At 42.3% G+C, this 16,463-nt stretch carries 18 protein-coding genes; 10 read left to right on the top strand and 8 right to left on the bottom strand.

Translation table 11 applies throughout. The annotated features are described in order from the left end of the window. Positions 1–182: 182 nt before the first annotated feature. Positions 183–1,775 carry a photosystem II high light acclimation radical SAM protein gene (locus UYC_RS0116620; protein WP_016872474.1) on the bottom strand — a complete coding sequence of 531 codons (1,593 nt, stop codon included), beginning with the start codon at positions 1,773–1,775 and terminating at the stop codon, positions 183–185. 568 nt (positions 1,776–2,343) lie between these two features. On the opposite strand from UYC_RS0116620, the gene UYC_RS0116610 reads away from it, so the two are divergent. From UYC_RS0116610 to UYC_RS0116585, 6 genes are all read left to right on the top strand, one after another. Beyond that, complete coding sequence (locus tag UYC_RS0116610; RefSeq protein WP_016872476.1) at positions 2,344–2,739, top strand: DUF1830 domain-containing protein; 396 nt, start codon at positions 2,344–2,346, stop codon at positions 2,737–2,739. A 165-nt stretch (positions 2,740–2,904) separates the two neighbouring features. Beyond that, positions 2,905–3,342: a DUF4079 domain-containing protein gene (locus tag UYC_RS0116605; RefSeq protein WP_071588404.1), complete on the top strand. Its 438-nt coding sequence runs from the start codon at positions 2,905–2,907 to the stop codon at positions 3,340–3,342. A 210-nt stretch (positions 3,343–3,552) separates the two neighbouring features. Beyond that, positions 3,553–3,828 (top strand): ribbon-helix-helix domain-containing protein, encoded by a 276-nt coding sequence (locus UYC_RS0116600; protein WP_016872478.1) that lies wholly within the window; start codon positions 3,553–3,555, stop codon positions 3,826–3,828. Next, complete coding sequence (locus tag UYC_RS0116595) at positions 3,825–4,175, top strand: type II toxin-antitoxin system PemK/MazF family toxin (RefSeq protein ID WP_016872479.1); 351 nt, start codon at positions 3,825–3,827, stop codon at positions 4,173–4,175. Before UYC_RS0116600 ends, UYC_RS0116595 begins: the two co-directional genes overlap by 4 nt. A 297-nt stretch (positions 4,176–4,472) precedes the next feature. Then, a complete protein-coding gene (locus UYC_RS0116590; RefSeq protein WP_016872480.1) occupies positions 4,473–5,033 on the top strand; it encodes a hypothetical protein in 561 nt (186 codons plus the stop codon). A 138-nt stretch (positions 5,034–5,171) separates the two neighbouring features. Then, a complete protein-coding gene (locus UYC_RS0116585; RefSeq protein ID WP_016872481.1) occupies positions 5,172–5,939 on the top strand; it encodes an ABC transporter ATP-binding protein in 768 nt (255 codons plus the stop codon). Positions 5,940–6,006: 67 nt separating this feature from the next. Here UYC_RS0116585 and UYC_RS0116580 read toward each other — a convergent pair whose 3' ends face one another. Next, positions 6,007–6,780 carry a response regulator transcription factor gene (locus tag UYC_RS0116580; RefSeq protein ID WP_026087300.1) on the bottom strand — a complete coding sequence of 258 codons (774 nt, stop codon included), beginning with the start codon at positions 6,778–6,780 and terminating at the stop codon, positions 6,007–6,009. Positions 6,781–7,337: 557 nt separating this feature from the next. Between UYC_RS0116580 and UYC_RS0116575 the strand changes: the two genes are divergently transcribed. Then, positions 7,338–7,589 carry a DUF6761 family protein gene (locus tag UYC_RS0116575; RefSeq protein ID WP_016872483.1) on the top strand — a complete coding sequence of 84 codons (252 nt, stop codon included), beginning with the start codon at positions 7,338–7,340 and terminating at the stop codon, positions 7,587–7,589. A 302-nt stretch (positions 7,590–7,891) separates the two neighbouring features. Here UYC_RS0116575 and grxD read toward each other — a convergent pair whose 3' ends face one another. The 3 genes from grxD to UYC_RS0116560 all read right to left on the bottom strand — a co-directional run bounded on the left by grxD (position 7,892) and on the right by UYC_RS0116560 (position 9,374). Continuing rightward, a complete protein-coding gene (grxD, locus tag UYC_RS0116570; RefSeq protein WP_016872484.1) occupies positions 7,892–8,215 on the bottom strand; it encodes a Grx4 family monothiol glutaredoxin in 324 nt (107 codons plus the stop codon). 73 nt (positions 8,216–8,288) lie between these two features. Then, on the bottom strand, positions 8,289–8,540 hold the full coding sequence (locus UYC_RS0116565; RefSeq protein WP_016872485.1) for a BolA family protein: 252 nt from the start codon (positions 8,538–8,540) through the stop codon (positions 8,289–8,291). A 228-nt stretch (positions 8,541–8,768) separates the two neighbouring features. Further along, positions 8,769–9,374 (bottom strand): hypothetical protein, encoded by a 606-nt coding sequence (locus UYC_RS0116560; RefSeq protein ID WP_026087301.1) that lies wholly within the window; start codon positions 9,372–9,374, stop codon positions 8,769–8,771. Positions 9,375–9,545: 171 nt separating this feature from the next. On the opposite strand from UYC_RS0116560, the gene UYC_RS0116555 reads away from it, so the two are divergent. Beyond that, complete coding sequence (locus tag UYC_RS0116555; protein WP_016872487.1) at positions 9,546–11,648, top strand: S8 family serine peptidase; 2,103 nt, start codon at positions 9,546–9,548, stop codon at positions 11,646–11,648. Between the two features lie 127 nt (positions 11,649–11,775). On the opposite strand, the gene UYC_RS0116550 is transcribed toward UYC_RS0116555, so the two are convergent. The 3 genes from UYC_RS0116550 to grxC all read right to left on the bottom strand — a co-directional run bounded on the left by UYC_RS0116550 (position 11,776) and on the right by grxC (position 13,553). Further along, positions 11,776–12,540 carry a lysophospholipid acyltransferase family protein gene (locus UYC_RS0116550; protein WP_200862382.1) on the bottom strand — a complete coding sequence of 255 codons (765 nt, stop codon included), beginning with the start codon at positions 12,538–12,540 and terminating at the stop codon, positions 11,776–11,778. 123 nt (positions 12,541–12,663) lie between these two features. Next, positions 12,664–13,149, bottom strand: a complete 486-nt coding sequence (gene tadA, locus UYC_RS0116545; protein WP_200862380.1) for a tRNA adenosine(34) deaminase TadA — start codon at positions 13,147–13,149, stop codon at positions 12,664–12,666. An 89-nt stretch (positions 13,150–13,238) separates the two neighbouring features. Next, complete coding sequence (grxC, locus tag UYC_RS0116540; protein WP_016872490.1) at positions 13,239–13,553, bottom strand: glutaredoxin 3; 315 nt, start codon at positions 13,551–13,553, stop codon at positions 13,239–13,241. A 247-nt stretch (positions 13,554–13,800) separates the two neighbouring features. Here grxC and glpX point away from each other — a divergent pair, with 247 nt between their 5' ends. Together glpX and UYC_RS0116530 are read left to right on the top strand one after the other, a co-directional pair. After that, entirely contained in the window at positions 13,801–14,838 is a 1,038-nt protein-coding gene (glpX, locus tag UYC_RS0116535) for a class II fructose-bisphosphatase (RefSeq protein WP_016872491.1), read from the top strand. A 244-nt stretch (positions 14,839–15,082) separates the two neighbouring features. Continuing rightward, positions 15,083–16,369 carry a glutamyl-tRNA reductase gene (locus UYC_RS0116530; protein WP_016879577.1) on the top strand — a complete coding sequence of 429 codons (1,287 nt, stop codon included), beginning with the start codon at positions 15,083–15,085 and terminating at the stop codon, positions 16,367–16,369. The last annotated feature ends 94 nt before the right edge of the window (positions 16,370–16,463 follow it).

The following is a 16,463-nucleotide window of genomic DNA, read 5'->3' as shown; positions in this document are numbered from 1 at the left end:
TGACTCTTTAGTTTACTGTTTGAGTGATTAATTACGCTATTTAATCAATACGCCTTCAGCTAATCAGTGAGAAGTGAGTGCTAAAGTTTGTAGTCATAATTCACATAGCAAAGGATGGGCGATCGCACGGATAATTCATAAAAGAAATTATCCCAATGGCGCGATCGCTCTGTGTCCATCCATCAAGAAATAGTTGCTAACTGCTTCTGTTGAACCTCAATCGGCGCAGATAGCGCCGCTTCTAAGTTGGCACAACCCAGTCTTTCTTCTAGGATGTTCATGACTTCCCGTCCGAAGTCATTGGGATTTTGCCGCCAAGCTTGCAAGCATACCTCTCCAAAGAAGGAACCAAGTGGTTCGGGGTTCCACAACATTTTTTGGACAGTCCAGGGTGTAATATTCATTGGATCGTACCCTGGTTTGAGAATACCTTCTTTGAGGGCGTATTCTTCTAAATGGGTGTGGGGTTGCAGCCCGATAAAGAAGATGGCAGGTTCAACTTTATCGGCACCAAAAATACGTTCGAGTTCACGGTGGTAGGCAATTGTTTGGCGAATAGTTTCTGGGCGCTCGTCAATGACGTTAAAGGAGTAGTTGACAGAAACTAAGTCGTTAAAACCAGCTGCTTTTAAATCCCGACAGTTTTGCAAGACAGTGCGGAGATTGTATCCCATCCGCATTTTTCGTACCAGTTCTTGCGAGCCGCTAGTGATACCGATTTCAAAATAGTTCATGCCGGTTTTCACCATCAAGTCACACAATTGAGGCGTAAGGTTATCTGCCCTGATGTATGCTGCCCAGTGAATATCTTTCATCCCAGAATCGACGATTTTTTGTAAGAGTTCTATGGTGTCGTCGATAAATCTTCGAGCAGGGATGAATTGCGCATCGGTAAACCAGAAATTGCGAACACCGCGATCGTATAATTGTTGCATTTCGGCGACGACTTCATCGGCGGGGTTGATGCGTACCTGCTTACCTTCTACAACTGTGTAGACGCAATAACAGCAATTATGGGGACAACCACGTTTAGTTTGTACGCCAATATAGAAGTCTCCATCTTGTAGATAATATTTGAACTCTGGCCAGATGGTTTCGATATAGTCGTAGTTACAAGCAGTTTTCTCTAACGGTGTAGGTTGTTCGTGAATTAGGCGATCGCGTGGTTTGTCTTCCCCAACGACATAACACCTTTCATCCCGAAATTCTTGCCCGCTCAATAGTTTTGTTAGCAGGGTTTCCCCTTCGCCAACGGAAACAATTGTTCCCTTAGGCAAGCTTTTACCTAACTGTTCATAAAAGACGCTGACAGCACCTCCACCAACAATAATGCGAGCATTGGAGTTATAACGTTTCGCGCGTTTGATACCCCGCTTCACTAAGCCCAGATTCCGCCACAGTTCGCCGTAATATACTGATGCAATCCGCAGCAAACCAATAGCTCCCCGTAGCTTGAGAAATGGGTTGCGGGAATAGAAAAATTCAAAAGTATACTGCAATGGGTTACCACCACGCCCGCCCACGGGGGCATATATCTGGATATCCCGCCAAGAAAACACTAATAGTGTCGGCTTAAATTCATCAATACAGCGATCTAAGGCTTGAGCATAATCTAAAGGTGGGACTGTTCCTAAATCAAAGATACGCTGTTCAATATTGGGAAACAGTTTGTGAACGTGATCGCTAAGATAGACAACCCCAATAGGAAAGATGGGGTTACACGGAAGGCGAACGTAGAGAATTCGGTTTTCCATTAAGGATGCTTTAACTTCCATCTTGCCTTTACTTAGGGAAAATCTGGTTTGAAAATTAGTTTTGGTTTTTATTGCCCTATCACAATCGTACTTGACATTCAAGACGAGTATGGAGCTAATTATTTTCGCTGTAGATAACGGTGAAAATGGACAAATTTGCTATGCATTTACAATGCAAAGCATCAATAAGATTTTATGAAATTAGCAAGCTTATACTTTTACCATAACATCGACCTTATTCTTACAGGGATCGTTACTACCAATTAGGTCGTGAGGAAGAAGACACAAAAATAAATCCTCAGGATTCAACAAGAGTAATTAAAATGACTGGATTCTCTGAGTTTCTAGTTAATTGCAAGGTATTGTCAGCTTAGGGGTTTACCTGCAACTATAAAAAATTTTGCATCTATAATGTATAATTGCGTAAAAGGCATAAATTTTTACAAAAATTTCATAACCCGACCCTATCTGTAGATAGAAATAATATAGAAAATTGCAGTTGGTAGTCGGGGTTACAGCAGGTGGGGATCAGCCGGTGCTAGCTTGGCTTATGTAAGATAAAATTGTGGCGTAAAGCTCCTCAGCAGTTATGGCTCAAATATTAGATCCCTTACCACCGGAGCAATCGAGAAATATTCTCTGCTGCTACGTTAATGCCACGAGTAAAATCCAGGTGGCTCGCATCTCAAATATTCCTAACTGGTACTTTGAAAGGGTTGTTTTCCCCGGACAAAGACTAGTGTTTGAAGCACCAAGCGAAGCTCAACTTGAGATTCATACAGGCATGATGGCTAGTGCAATTTTGTCGGATAAAATTCCGTGCGATCGCCTTGCTATCAATGAAATTAGCAGTTATGAATTAGAAACAAACTCTGAAAAACTAGAAGACCCTATCAATAAAAAACCAATTGTACACTCAATTAAGACAAAAACTGGAGATACAACAAAACCCTTAACTATTGCTGGTTTTGCATCCATTGATTAGAAAAAAAATAACTGAATTTTAGGGTTGCTAACTTATGCAACCCTTTTTTATTTAGTACAAAATTTAGTACGAAACTGAAAAATACCCACACAGTCAGAGGTATTATTTCCCTACAAGGAAATAAACTAAGCCTAATATACTAAGCATATATTTGGATTAATTATCTTGAATCTACCCTCTTTTTTGTGGTTGTGGAGAATCGCAGCGTGGTCGATGGGTTTATCGCTACTAGCCTATGTGCTACTAGCGAGTATGGGTATTTGGATGTTTCGTGCTAGAACTTTACAACAAGGTGAACCTGACTGGTTACGCTCTCTCCACTACATTATCGGCTTTTGCATGGTTAGTTTAGTGCTGCTTTTGCTACTTATTGGTATTATCGGCACTTATGGTCACTTTGGTTCTTTGGGACACTCGCCACACCTTTGGGCTGGGTTAATCAGTGTGGTGTTAGTTTTGCTGTCTGCTGGCAGTGCGATGCAAATTCGTGTGAGAAAACCTTGGGCAAGGCGCATTCATATCGGTGCTAATATTGCCCTATTCTTTGCCTTTGCTTGGGTTTCACTCACTGGTTGGATTGTGGTACAAAAGTATTTGCCTTAATAGTCAAGAGCAATTAGTTATTGGTAAATGAGAAAAAGAGCGATCGCATTTACAACCTCGATTTTTGGTTATGAAATGACGAGGTTTACAAAGTGCGATCGCCTAACTTTTAGCTTTTGTCCTGCCTAGTAAATGCTCACACTACCGAGCATTTTAAGTTATGCTTAAATTGATGCTTTTATTTACATCAGTTTAAGCATCAAAATAATTATGAAAAATCAGACTGTCCGCACGACGATAACTCTACCTGCGGAACTTTTAGCTGCTGCTGACAAGGCAGTCAGTCAAGGAAAAGCTAAGAATCGCAATGAATTTGTAGCACAGGCACTTATACACGAGCTTGAAGCACTCAGACGAGCAGAAATTGATGCAGCACTGGCTGAAATGGCACAAGATCCAGAATATCAAGCCCAAGTGCTACAGATGGAGGCTGAGTTCGCCGTAGCGAGTTGGGAAGCCTTACAATTGGAAGAATCTCCAGCATGAAGCGGGGAGAAGTCTATGATGCTCGACTTGAACCGATTGAAGGTTCTGAACAAGGGGGAACTCGTCCTGTCATTATAGTTAGTCGAGATGCAATCAATGCTTATAGCCCCGTAGTTTTGGCTGTTCCCTGTACTACTTATCAAACTGGTAAGCGAGTTTATCCCACTCAGGTGTTAATTCAAGCCCCATACGGTGGATTAACCAACGACTCTATCGCTATGGCAGATCAGGTACGAGTATTATCCAAATCTCGCTTTTTGCATATACGTGGAATACTTAGTGATGAAGCAATGATTTTATTAAATCAAGCTTTGTTGATTGCGTTGGATTTACCAGGTCAAACTTGAACAAGCTATTCTCGATCGCTCTGTTAAACAAAAAATGTAAGGAGCGATCGCATTTACAACCTCGATTCTTGGTTATGAAATGACGAGGTTTACAAAGTGCGATCGCCTAAAATTTTAACTATCCTTGCCGGAAGTCCCCCGGTTATGAAGCGCTCTTTGCTTAATCCTGTCTTGAAAATAGGGGCTAGGGACTAGGGACTAGGGGCTAGGAAAGATAGTTTTGATTTCCTCGTCGTGTGATGTATCACATGACCGTCTAGCTAGTATATAGTTAAAGTTAAGAATTGTGATGGAGCCGTGACAGCTAACTCAGTTAATTCCTCACCTGCAATTTTTCGCCTATCTCCTTTAATTCGGATAACACTTTTAAGTTTATATGTAGCACTAACAGTACCTTTACCTTTTTTAGCTCAGGTAACAAATGCACCTGTACCACCAATACTATTGTGGTTAGGAATCAGTATTGGCTTAGTTGTGCTATATGCGGCATTAACAGAACGTGTGATTGTAGACGATCAAGGAATTCAAGTAGCGTATCCTAACTGGGTACCACGTTTTTTTCGTAAAGGTTGGTTGTTAACTTGGGCAGAGGTAAAACAGTTAAAACCCCGCACTACCGGGCAGGGGGGACTAGTTTACTATTTCCTTGCTCAAGATGGGAAAGCTTATTTACTGCCGATGCGCGTGGCAGGTTTTTCTCGGTTGGTAAAGCTGGTGCAAGAAAAAACAGGCATTGATACAACTGATGTCTACCCTTTAGCCCAACCGTGGATGTATTTAATTTTATTAATATTTACGCTCTTTTTGTTGCTGGTAGATGGTTGGACAATTTCCACTGCCTTAACGCAAATTCATTAAAGCTCAAGTCTAGCAATAGATGAAGCAACGGATTTTTTAAGAAGAACTCAGAACTCAGAATAATTTTTTCTATTTTCTGTATTCACTAGTTCTGATTATAGAGATCTAAAATTAGTAATCACTTAGTAAAGGCTGAATTTGGAAACTCTCCTCAAAGCAAAACTGCGGTTAGAACAAGTTAATTTATATACAAAATTATCGGGTAATGCCCAAGGATATCCGATATTACAAGATATTTCTTTTGAGGTGTCTGAGGGCGATCGCATTGCTATTGTTGGGCCTTCAGGGGCTGGAAAAACTCACTTATTGCGCCTGCTTAACCGTCTGAGTGAACCAACTAGCGGCAAAATATATCTAGACAATCAAGAGTATCATCAAATTCCTGTTTTGCAGCTGCGCGCTCAAGTTACACTTGTACCCCAAGAATCAAAGCTGTTGGGAATGACGGTGAAAGAAGCTTTGGCTTATCCCCTTGTTTTGCGCGGTTTGCCCAAACAGACAATTCAGCAAAGAGTAAGTGACTGGATAGAACAACTGCACATTCCTGATGATTGGCTAGGAAGAACAGAAGTGCAACTTAGTGCTGGGCAACGCCAGCTAGTAGCGATCGCTCGTGCTTTAATCATCCAACCGCAAATTTTATTATTAGATGAGCCTACTTCTGCTTTAGATGCAGGTACCGCTTACCGCGTGATGCACATCCTCACCCAGTTGGCTCAAAGTCATAAAACTACTATTTTGATGGTAAATCATCAACTAGATATAGCTCAGATGTTTTGCACGCGGTTGTTACACCTAGCACAAGGACGTTTATTATCAAATCAGAGCGCTTCGAGTGTGGATTGGAATAAATTACGAGAAAGTTTAATACAAGCAGAAGCAGAAGTTAATGAAGAATGGGGATAGATAGTGGATAGTGGTTAGTAGATAGTGGAAAATTGGCAATTAACTACTAACTACTAACTACTAACCCTTATCTTTGAGTACTAACTGTTGATTGATGATTAGTGAATCTCTCTGTTGTTAACTTTGCTTGTGAGTGTACCATATTAGTGTTATTATTTAAAATTTCCATGTTGAAGCGATATCCCACGTTACGAATAGTTTGAATTAAACTTGGTTGTCGCGGATCTAATTCAACTTTTTTCCGCAACGATAAAACGTGAGTATCTATAGTGCGGGGATTGTCGATAGCATCAGGCCAAGCACGGCGCAGCAACTCCGATCTACTCAAAGGCACTCCTCCGGCTTGTGCCAAAACATACAGCAAGCTGAATTCTTGGGGCGTTAAATCAATAAACTCCCCTTGAAAACGGACGCGACGCTGCACTAGATCGATTTGCAACGTCCCATAATCCAAGTAAGCTGGTGCAACAGGTGTGCGCTTGCGACGAATCAGCGCCTCCACTCGTGCCAGAAACTCCTGCATCCCAAAAGGTTTACAGAGGTAGTCATCTGCCCCCGCCTTCAAGCCAGCAACAATGTCAGCTTCAGTACTTCGGGCAGATAACATTAAGATTAATGGCTGCTGCTGACGATGTAACCAACGGCAAAACTCAATGCCATCTCCATCGGGCAAGTCAGCATCCAAGATGACTAGTGTTGGTTGATGGCTTAAAAAAACTTCCCTTGCCTGATAAATACTTGCAGCTTGATGCACCCGATAGTCCAGTTGTTGCAAGTGCCAGCCAAGCAACGACCTCAGATGGGGATTTCCCTCAACGATTTCAATACAAACCGAACCCACGGTGGCAAGACCCCTTAGCGTGCATGACTTTCAAAGTAACAAAGCCTCTGTCTTAGGTTTTGTAACCCTTGTTACTTCAACAGCTATTGACTTTTAATTTACTCATACTACATCTGACCAAATATTCACTCAAAAGCCTTGCCCTAAGCCAAGTTAGTCATTTTATTAAATTTTTGTTATTATTGTTAAAAGTTTTTTGGTTAAGTATGCTGTTGGCAAACCATTTACCAACGAAAAGCGAGTGCGCTTATTTTCCACAAATAGGAATTTATATCGTCTATCCGTTGAGGAGAAATTAAGAGCTATTAAATACCAATCCTTAAGCAAATCGATAAATTTTAAAGCTCTACTCGTAGATTTTGAATATAACAATACCTTACCAAGCCACCTATTTTCCTGTTTTCTAACTTAGGATTGATTTAGACAGCAACTTATAAGGTGTATCTCCCAAAGCAGATGATAGAGGTTTGAAATTTATATCAAACTGAAAGTGATACTTCACTTTTAAGCGTGAATAATTTACAATTCTCATTCCAAAGAGATTTTTATAGCAGTATATGCTCCAAGACACACAAACCATCCGCTATTACCAAAGATTAACCGACGCCTTCGTCGAGTTGTGGAATCGCGGTTATCGTCCTGATGATATGCGGATGTATTTGGATGGTTATCTAGCCGCGCTACGACACAGTAATGCTATTGAACCTTATTTGATCCATCGCCTAGAGGAGGAAGCAACTCGCTACTTATATGATGTATCAAATTTTACGATGACACAACCTGAGCCAGAACCAGATTACTATAAGTGACATTTTATATTAATCATTCATAGTTAATACTGATTGACGCAGGCTATTGTAACATAATTTTTGTCTGAGTCAACTATGGCAATGGTATGAAATTTGGAGATTTTTGAGGAATAAATCCCCTTGTTGGCGTTTAAGACTTACGGCTGAGGGGATTTTTTGTAGGGTAGTACAAAAATTAGGACACGGAGACGCGCAAACATGGGGAAAGAGGTAGCTCACGCTTTTGTAATTTAGGCATCCATGAAAAAGGTGCGTAACGCGATCGCATCACCCACCCAATAAATTTGATATTTCTTTACGATTTATGAAGCTAAAGCCACTTCTACCATTTGCTGCAACTCGCCTTTTTGGTAAAGCTCAATCATGATATCTGAACCACCAATGAATTGACCGTTGATATAAACTTGGGGAATTGTCGGCCAGTTAGAGTATTCTTTGATTCCCTGACGGATTTCGTAGTCATCTAGAATATTAACGGTTTCAAAGGGAACTCCTAATGTGTTTAAAATCTGAACAACGTTGTTGGAGAAGCCGCACATAGGCATCAACTTAGTTCCCTTCATGAAAACCAGAATCTTGTTTTCTTTTACTAAGTTGTCAATTCGCTCTTTGAGTTCTGGTGTCATAGTCTTTTCCGATTTTCTGTTACTTATAAGTCGTTAGTCATTAATCCATAGTACCTAGTGCAAAAATTTTTGACTATTGGCTGCTTTGCCAACCTTCAGGAGTATAGGTTTTTAGCGCCAAGGCATGAATCGCTTCAGTAGACATAGCTTGTTGCAGCGCACCATAAACCAACTGGTGTTGTTGCACTAGTCCCTTACCTGCAAACTGCGATGAAACTACTGTGACTTGGTAGTGATCGCCGCCACCAGTCAAGTCTTGCACCTGAATTTGGGCATCTGGCAGTTCCGCCTTGATCATTGTCTCAATCTGCTGCGGACTAATCATCGCAATTCCTACAAAACTTCTTTTCTATTATTAGCAATAATTGACGTTATTACGTGCCAATGTGAGGATTTGGCAAGGTTAAGCAGAAACGCGCTTTCTAGCAGTATTTTTAGAAAGTGCGTACTCTTTGAGATTCACAAACCCATCCTACCATCAGATACGCAAAAGTCCGCCTACCTACTGGCGGCGGTCTATAAAAGAAATTGATGCCAGCTATAGTGCTTGTAATTATTTCTGGGATGAGGAAGAGGTGCTGTTTGCTCCTCTAGGGAAAGGAGCATCAACAAATCCTAACTCCAACAATTGCTGGTAAGCTTTCTTACCTAAATCCCGTGTGGGATTTTGACTTTTAACAATTTGAATGAGCAATGGCACTGCTAATTCTGGTTTATTTTGCGCTCTGTGTACAAGGGCTAATTGATAGGTAGCTTCGTCTCGCATTTGAGCAGTTTCTAGTGCCTTTTTCCGCTGGGCGTCGGCAACTCTGTTATCAATACCAGAAAAACTAGAGTTGAGATCTTGGTAGAAATTTGATAGCTGATTAAAAACTAATCGTGCTTCTTGAAGTTTTTTCGCAGCAGCATCATAGTTTTGGGAATTGACAGCTTGGCTTGCCTCTGACATCAAACGCTTACCTCCGTCAAGGCTCAATATACTGTTATTTTGCACTGCTGGACGGAGAGTATTAGGGTTATTGGGATCAATAGGTTGTGGTTGGTTGGGAGTATTTGTTAGCGTTGGTTTTTGAGCATGAACGGGTAATAGCAGGCTAAGGGCTGCTATGACTGATAAAAAACTGCAGCGAATTAAGGGGACAGTTACTGCCGACTTCATGGGATAAATTTGTGCAACAACTAAACAAAAATTTATAGGAACTTCGCGTATCTTAACTCTGTTTTGGACTTTGACCAAACAAAGTCACATATTGAAGTTTCTCCGATCTAGACTGCAAATGAATCAAATCATGTTCCCATTGCCTCTTTAGCGTATTTTAAATGAGTAGCCATGAACGATCGCCTAAATTCTTCTGATGTTTCTTCTGTTGGAGTACCCACAACTAGTCTGGGGTTGATTTTACAACGTGGTGGCGAAGAATTGATATTAGAAAAGGTGAGCGATCGCTTCACCATTCGTCCCATTGATGACATTTCACCCAAACAACTATCTCAAGCAAATTGGGGCAGTTGGTGTCGTAGTATTCCCAAAGCAGAACTGGCATTATTTACAGTTGCACCCCCACAGCTAGATAAAGCAATGTCCGTGGCGCGTGCTTCCCACAATGTGGCATTTGCCAGTCATGTTTATCAAATCAAAGATAATCCTGCTGCGAACATTTATTTGACTAACCAAATTACCATTCAATTTGCCTCCTGGGTAGATGCTGCCACCATTAATGCCATTACCACAAAATTTGGCTTAATCCAAGCTAAATCTGTTCCTACTCTTGCCAATACTTTTGTTTTTTTAGTCAGCGAACAAGCTACAGAAAATCCCATTAAAATTACCAATCATTTAATTTCATTGCCAGAGGTTTTAGTTGCTGAACCAAATATCATTGTTCATCAGCAACATCATTACCAACCGCGCGATCCTCTCTATCCGCAGCAATGGTATCTCAACCACAAAGGCGGCAATCAATTGGCTAATGGTTCTCATATTTTTGTAGAAAATGCTTGGGATATCACTCGCGGTGTTCGTTCCGTGGTGGTGGCAGTGGTAGACGATTCCTTTGATTTAAATCACCCAGATTTTCAAGGTAGTGGCAAAATTGTTGCTCCCAGGGATTTCAAAGAAAATGACTTTTTGCCCTTACCTGACGAGCAAGAAACTAGCCACGGTACAGCTTGCGCCGGAATAGCACTGGCAGAAGAAAATGGTACGGGAATTGCTGGGGTTGCTCCTGGTTGTGCTTTGATGCCCATTCGTACTACTGGCTTTTTAGATGATGAATCTATCGAAGCGATTTTCGATTGGGCAAGCGAAAAAGGAGCTAGTATAATTTCTTGCAGCTGGGGAGCATCAGCGATTTACTTCCCATTGTCCTTGCGCCAACGCGCTGCTATTACTCGTGCTGCCACTAGAGGACGTAATGGCAAGGGTTGTGTGATTTTATTTGCTGCTGGTAATGCCAATCGCCCAATTAACGGTAGTGTGTACGAACAGGGTTGGGAGAAAAATATTATTAAAGGTAATACAAAATGGCTAAGTGGATTTGCGGTGCATCCAGATGTAATTGCGGTGGCTGCTTCCACTAGTTTAAATAAAAAAGCTGCTTACAGTAATTGGGGCACTAATATTTCAGTATGTGCGCCTAGCAACAACGCTTCACCAGGGATGTGGTTTCAACAGACAGGTTATATCTACACTCAGCCTGCGATCGCCACAGCAATTTCTGGGCGAGGTATGTTTACTACCGATCAGGTAGGGGCTGCTGGCTACGATCCGAGCAACTTTACCGATAACTTTGGCGGAACTTCCAGTGCTACTCCCGTAGTTGCAGGTGTAGCAGCACTGATTTTATCGGTGAATCCAGACTTGAGCGCTAAACAAGTAAAACGCATTCTGGAAGAAACCGCTGATAAAATTGTTGACCTTGATGCTGATGCCCAGTTAGGTTTGCGTTATGGCAGTTACGATGAGAACGGCCATTCGCAATGGTTTGGTTATGGGAAGGTGAATGCTTTGCGGGCAGTGCAAGCAGCACAACAGCTACGAACAGTTATGGTGAGCGCTACCCGGCAAATCGGAGGACAGAATCAGAATCAGGTTGCAATCCCAGATAATGATTTACAAGGAATTAAAAGCGCGATCGCAATCTCTGACTCCAGTCTAATTAAAGATATTCAGGTAAGCGTCAATATTAGCCACGATTTTTTAGGCGATGTGGAGATTTATTTGATTGCTCCTAACAATCATCTTGTACTACTGCAAAATCGCACCTTAGGACGCCGTAGCGAATTACAAGCTACTTATACAGTGGAATCTCACCCAATCCTCCAGCAGTTACTATCTTTACCAGCCAATGGACGTTGGCAATTGTGGGTAATTGATCGGGTATTGCAAGATGTGGGCAAATTGAATAACTGGGAGTTAACTTTGGGGATTTAGGGAATAGGGGACAGGGGACAGGGGATAGGGGACAGGTGATAGGGGGAGTAATTGTAGAGACGCTTCGGTTCCTCGCGTCTCTACCCAATGACCAATGACTAATGACAAATGACTAATAACTAACAAATCAAGAATTCGGCATTTCGACAAATGTATGAGTAGCGATCGCTGATTCATCATGGCTCAATAGTTTAAGTGCCTTTGCTAAATCAGTTGTCAGGCGTTTGGCATCTTGTTTGCTATTACCACTTACGTAATCTGCTACCTGAATAGGTGAACCGATGTGAATGCTGACATTAGTACCCCAATGAGGGTAAGGATCGCTGTAGTTGATACCGATGGGTACTATTTTCACTCCTAGTTCTGGGTAGCCAGATTCAGCAGTTAAAGCCAGACGAGCAATTCCAGGTTTCAAAGGATGCACTTTACCATCACGGAAAATACCACCTTCTGGGAAAATAACTAGGGGTTCTTTTTGCTGAAGTATTTGGACTCCGTGACGTAAAGTCGTAACTGACGGGTGTTTAATATCTACAGGAAACCCCCCCATCCGGCGAACAAACCAGCCTTGTAAACCTTGGCACTCTGTAATAGTTACCATGTAGCGTAAGTCTCGTCCTGTAATCCAGCGTCCTGCTACGTAGGGTACAAGTATTGCATCCCAACGCGAGCGATGGGTAGGAGCAAAAATTACAGGGCCAGTTAGGGGAATATTTTCTTTTCCGGTGATTTGAATCTGCCCAAAAAATAATGGTAGAAAGTTATACCCTAAAAAATAAGCTAAAGGAGTTAACCAAGGAGAAATCCATGAAGTAGTAGAAGCCACCTTCGCATTTACTTGGGTGCTGGCTAATTTGTTCTGACAGGTATAGTCGGAGGAGTGAATTTCCATCATGACGGTGGCTGCTGACTGTTGGGTAAACTTTTGCAATGTGATAAAAGTATGGACTAAATACACCGTAGATTTTCTTTCCAGACTTGTGTCACACCAGCTGGACAGTTTTACCTCTGTCCGTTAGTCTTTTGGATGTCGCAGATTAGCAAACCAGCTTTGCAACTGCTGACGACAGGCAGATTCTTGAATGCCTCCAATTACACGCAAACGGTGATTAGACACTGCACTGTCGGGGATATTGGCAACAGTACGAATTGCACCAGTTTTGGGGTCATCTAACCCATATACTAAAAGTTTGATCCGGGCTTGGATGATTGCACCTGCGCACATCGGACAAGGTTCGAGAGTAACGTAGAGAGTACATTGATTTAGACGCCAAGTTTTTAACTTACTAGTGGCTGCTCTGATGGCAATTATCTCCGCATGAGCTGTTGGATCTTGGTCGCGTTCTTTTCTATTTTCGCCTTCTGCGATCGCTTCCCCAAAAGAATCAAGAATTACAGCACCGACAGGAACTTCACCTGCATTACCTGCTTGTTCTGCTAATTGTATGGCGCGATCCATCCACTGGCAATGTATAAGATATTCTGTGTATTTGAGTGACATATTTTGAGGCAAAGAATGCCCTTAGACTAGAAGTCTACGGCTACACAAACAAAGCCCGTCTGCACGGGCTAATGACTTTCAGACAATGTTTAAAGTGCTGGTTGGGCTAAAAGAGTGTCGAGTTGACCTTTTGTGTCTAACTCATACAGATCATCACAACCACCAACGTGTTGATTATTAATGAAAATCTGCGGTACAGTACGGCGTCCGTTGGCGCGTTCTGCCATTTTTGCTCTCGCTGCTTCGTTACCGTCAATCTTGTATTCGGTGAACTTGACACCCTTCCACCACAGCAGCATCTTGGCGCGGATGCAGTAAGGGCAGGTTTGCCAAGTGTAAATCTCAACGTTGGCTTTCATGCGTTCGGGATGACGATTGAGAAGAGGATTGAGAAAGTCCAGCATAATAGAAAAATCGCAAGCTAAAAGTGTGACGTTCTATAAACGTCTGTATGGATTCTAATAAATTTATTTGTCTCAACATTAAGGATATTCATCTGTCCAGTGAACACTTTTGATACCCCTAAGTAAATAAAACCGACAGTTAAGACTATTTTCCACGTTCCCAGTGGTATCCGCCCTTTGGTAGACTGTAAAACTGAAATCGCCAAATGAAAAGTCGCAAAATCAAGCTATCGAGAGGGCAGACTCTGTGGAAAATACTCTTGGGTTAGAGATTATTGAGGTAGTTGAACAAGCCGCGATCGCTTCTGCTCGCTGGATGGGCAAGGGCGAAAAAAACACTGCTGACCAAGTGGCTGTAGAAGCTATGCGGGAGCGGATGAATAGAATCTATATGCGCGGTCGTATTGTGATTGGGGAAGGTGAACGCGATGATGCCCCTATGCTCTATATCGGGGAAGAAGTCGGTATTTGTAGCCGTCCAGATGCTAAAAACTTTTGCAACCCAGATGAACTAATTGAAATTGACATTGCTGTTGACCCCTGTGAAGGTACTAACCTAGTAGCATATGGTCAACCAGGCTCGATGGCTGTTTTGGCAATTTCCGAAAAAGGTGGTTTGTTTGCCGCTCCCGACTTCTACATGAAGAAGTTAGCAGCTCCTCCTGCTGCCAAGGGTAAAGTGGATATCAACAAATCTGCAACTGAAAACCTGAAGATTCTTGCGGAGTGTTTAGATCGCTCGATCGAAGAACTTGTTGTAGTGGTAATGAAGCGTGAGCGCCACAATGATTTAATTAAAGAAATCCGGGAAGCTGGCGCTAGAGTTCAACTAATTTCTGATGGTGATGTCGGTGCAGCTTTATCCTGTGGTTTTGCTGGTACTAACATTCATGCCTTAATGGGGATTGGTGCGGCTCCAGAAGGTGTAATCTCTGCTGCGGCGATGCGTGCTTTAGGTGGGCACTTCCAAGGGCAGTTAATTTACGATCCGGAAATCGTGAAGACTGGTTTGATTGGCGAAAGCAAGGAAGCTAACATTGAGCGGCTAAAGTCTATGGGTATCAACGATCCTGATAAGGTCTACGATGCTGATGAATTGGCATCTGGTGAAACTGTTTTGTTTGCTGCTTGCGGCATTACCTCTGGTAACCTCATGCAAGGTGTACGCTTCTTCAATGGAGGGGCACGGACTCAAAGTCTGGTAATTTCTAACCAGTCAAAAACTGCTCGGTTTGTCGATACAATCCATATGTTCGACGAACCAAAATCACTGCAACTGCATTAATTAATGAAGAATGGGGATGGATAATGGTTATTAGATAGTAGTTAGTAGTTGGTAGTTTGTCGTTAGTAGGGACGGGTTTAGAAGATAAATTATCGGTTTGAACCGTTCATATAATCAACAAAACCCGCCCGTACAGTATTTGGTTGTTAACCACTATCCACTACCCACTAACTACTATCAGCCATTTATTCCCTATTCCTTAATTTCCAATTACAATCACCGATTCGTAACTAAGATTTAGCAGATGAATATAGCAGTGGTGGGGTTAAGCCATAGAACAGCCCCAGTAGAAGTCCGGGAAAAACTGAGCATTCCAGAACCACAAACCGAAAGCGCGATCGCACACCTGCTTAGTTATCCCCACATACAAGAAGTTGCCATCCTCAGTACTTGTAATCGTCTTGAAATTTACATTGTGACTGAGGAGTCTGAGCAAGGTGTCCGAGAGGTCAGCCAGTTTCTCTCAGAACACAGTAAAATACCCACGCCGCTTTTACGACAACATCTATTTGTGTTGTTACACCAAGATGCTGTTATGCATTTAATGCGGGTAGCTGCTGGTTTAGATAGCTTGGTACTCGGAGAAGGCCAAATTCTTGCCCAGGTAAAAAATACCCATAAACTGGGGCAACAATATAACGGTATAAAAACAATTTTGAATCGATTATTCAAACAAGCCATCACAGCCGGCAAGCGGGTACGTACCGAAACTAGTATTGGTACTGGCGCAGTCTCCATCAGTTCTGCGGCTGTGGAATTGGCACATATGAAGGTAGAAAACTTAGCGGCTTGCCGAGTGGCAATTCTGGGCGCTGGCAAGATGTCGCGGCTGTTGGTACAACACCTCGTCTCTAAAGGTGCTGCCAAAATTTGTATTTTAAATCGCTCTGTGGGACGGGCACAGGAGTTAGCTCAACAGTTCCCCGAACACAATATCCAAATTTGTCTGCTCTCGGAAATGATGACAGTAATTTCCGAGTGTGACTTAGTATTTACAAGCACCTCTGCAACAGATCCGATTCTCGATCGCGCTAAGTTAGAACTGGTTTTAGAACCGAATCGCGGTTTGATGTTAATCGATATTTCTGTACCCCGTAACGTCCATGCTGATGTCAACGAATTAGCAAACGTGCAAGCGTTCAATGTGGATGATTTGAAGGCAGTCGTGGCACAAAACCACGAAAGCCGCCGCAAGATGGCACAAGAAGCTGAAGGGATTTTAGAACAGGAAGTAGAAGCTTTTGATGTGTGGTGGCGATCGCTAGAAACTGTCTCCACTATCAGTTGTCTGCGAAATAAAATTGAAACCATTCGGGAACAAGAATTAGAAAAAGCTTTGTCCCGATTGGGTTCAGAATTCGGTGACAAACATCAAGAAGTGATTGAAGCCTTAACACGAGGAATAGTTAACAAAATTTTACATGATCCGATGGTGCAATTGCGAGCGCAGCAAGATGTTGAGGCAAGACGTCGTTGTATGCAAGCTCTGCAAATGTTGTTTAACCTAGATGCAGGTGAGCAGTTTAGTTGAGTAGGGTCTAGAGGCTAATTATCAGTTATCAGTTATCAGTTATCTCAACAGAATCCAGGAGCCAGGAGCCAGAATTCACCAATTGCATTTTGAC

Origin of the sequence: Chlorogloeopsis fritschii PCC 6912, from assembly GCF_000317285.1 — a bacterium.
In the GTDB taxonomy this organism is placed as follows: domain Bacteria; phylum Cyanobacteriota; class Cyanobacteriia; order Cyanobacteriales; family Nostocaceae; genus Chlorogloeopsis; species Chlorogloeopsis fritschii.
The sequence above is the reverse complement of the archived record's forward strand: the minus strand, read 5'-3'. Positions and strand labels throughout refer to the sequence as shown.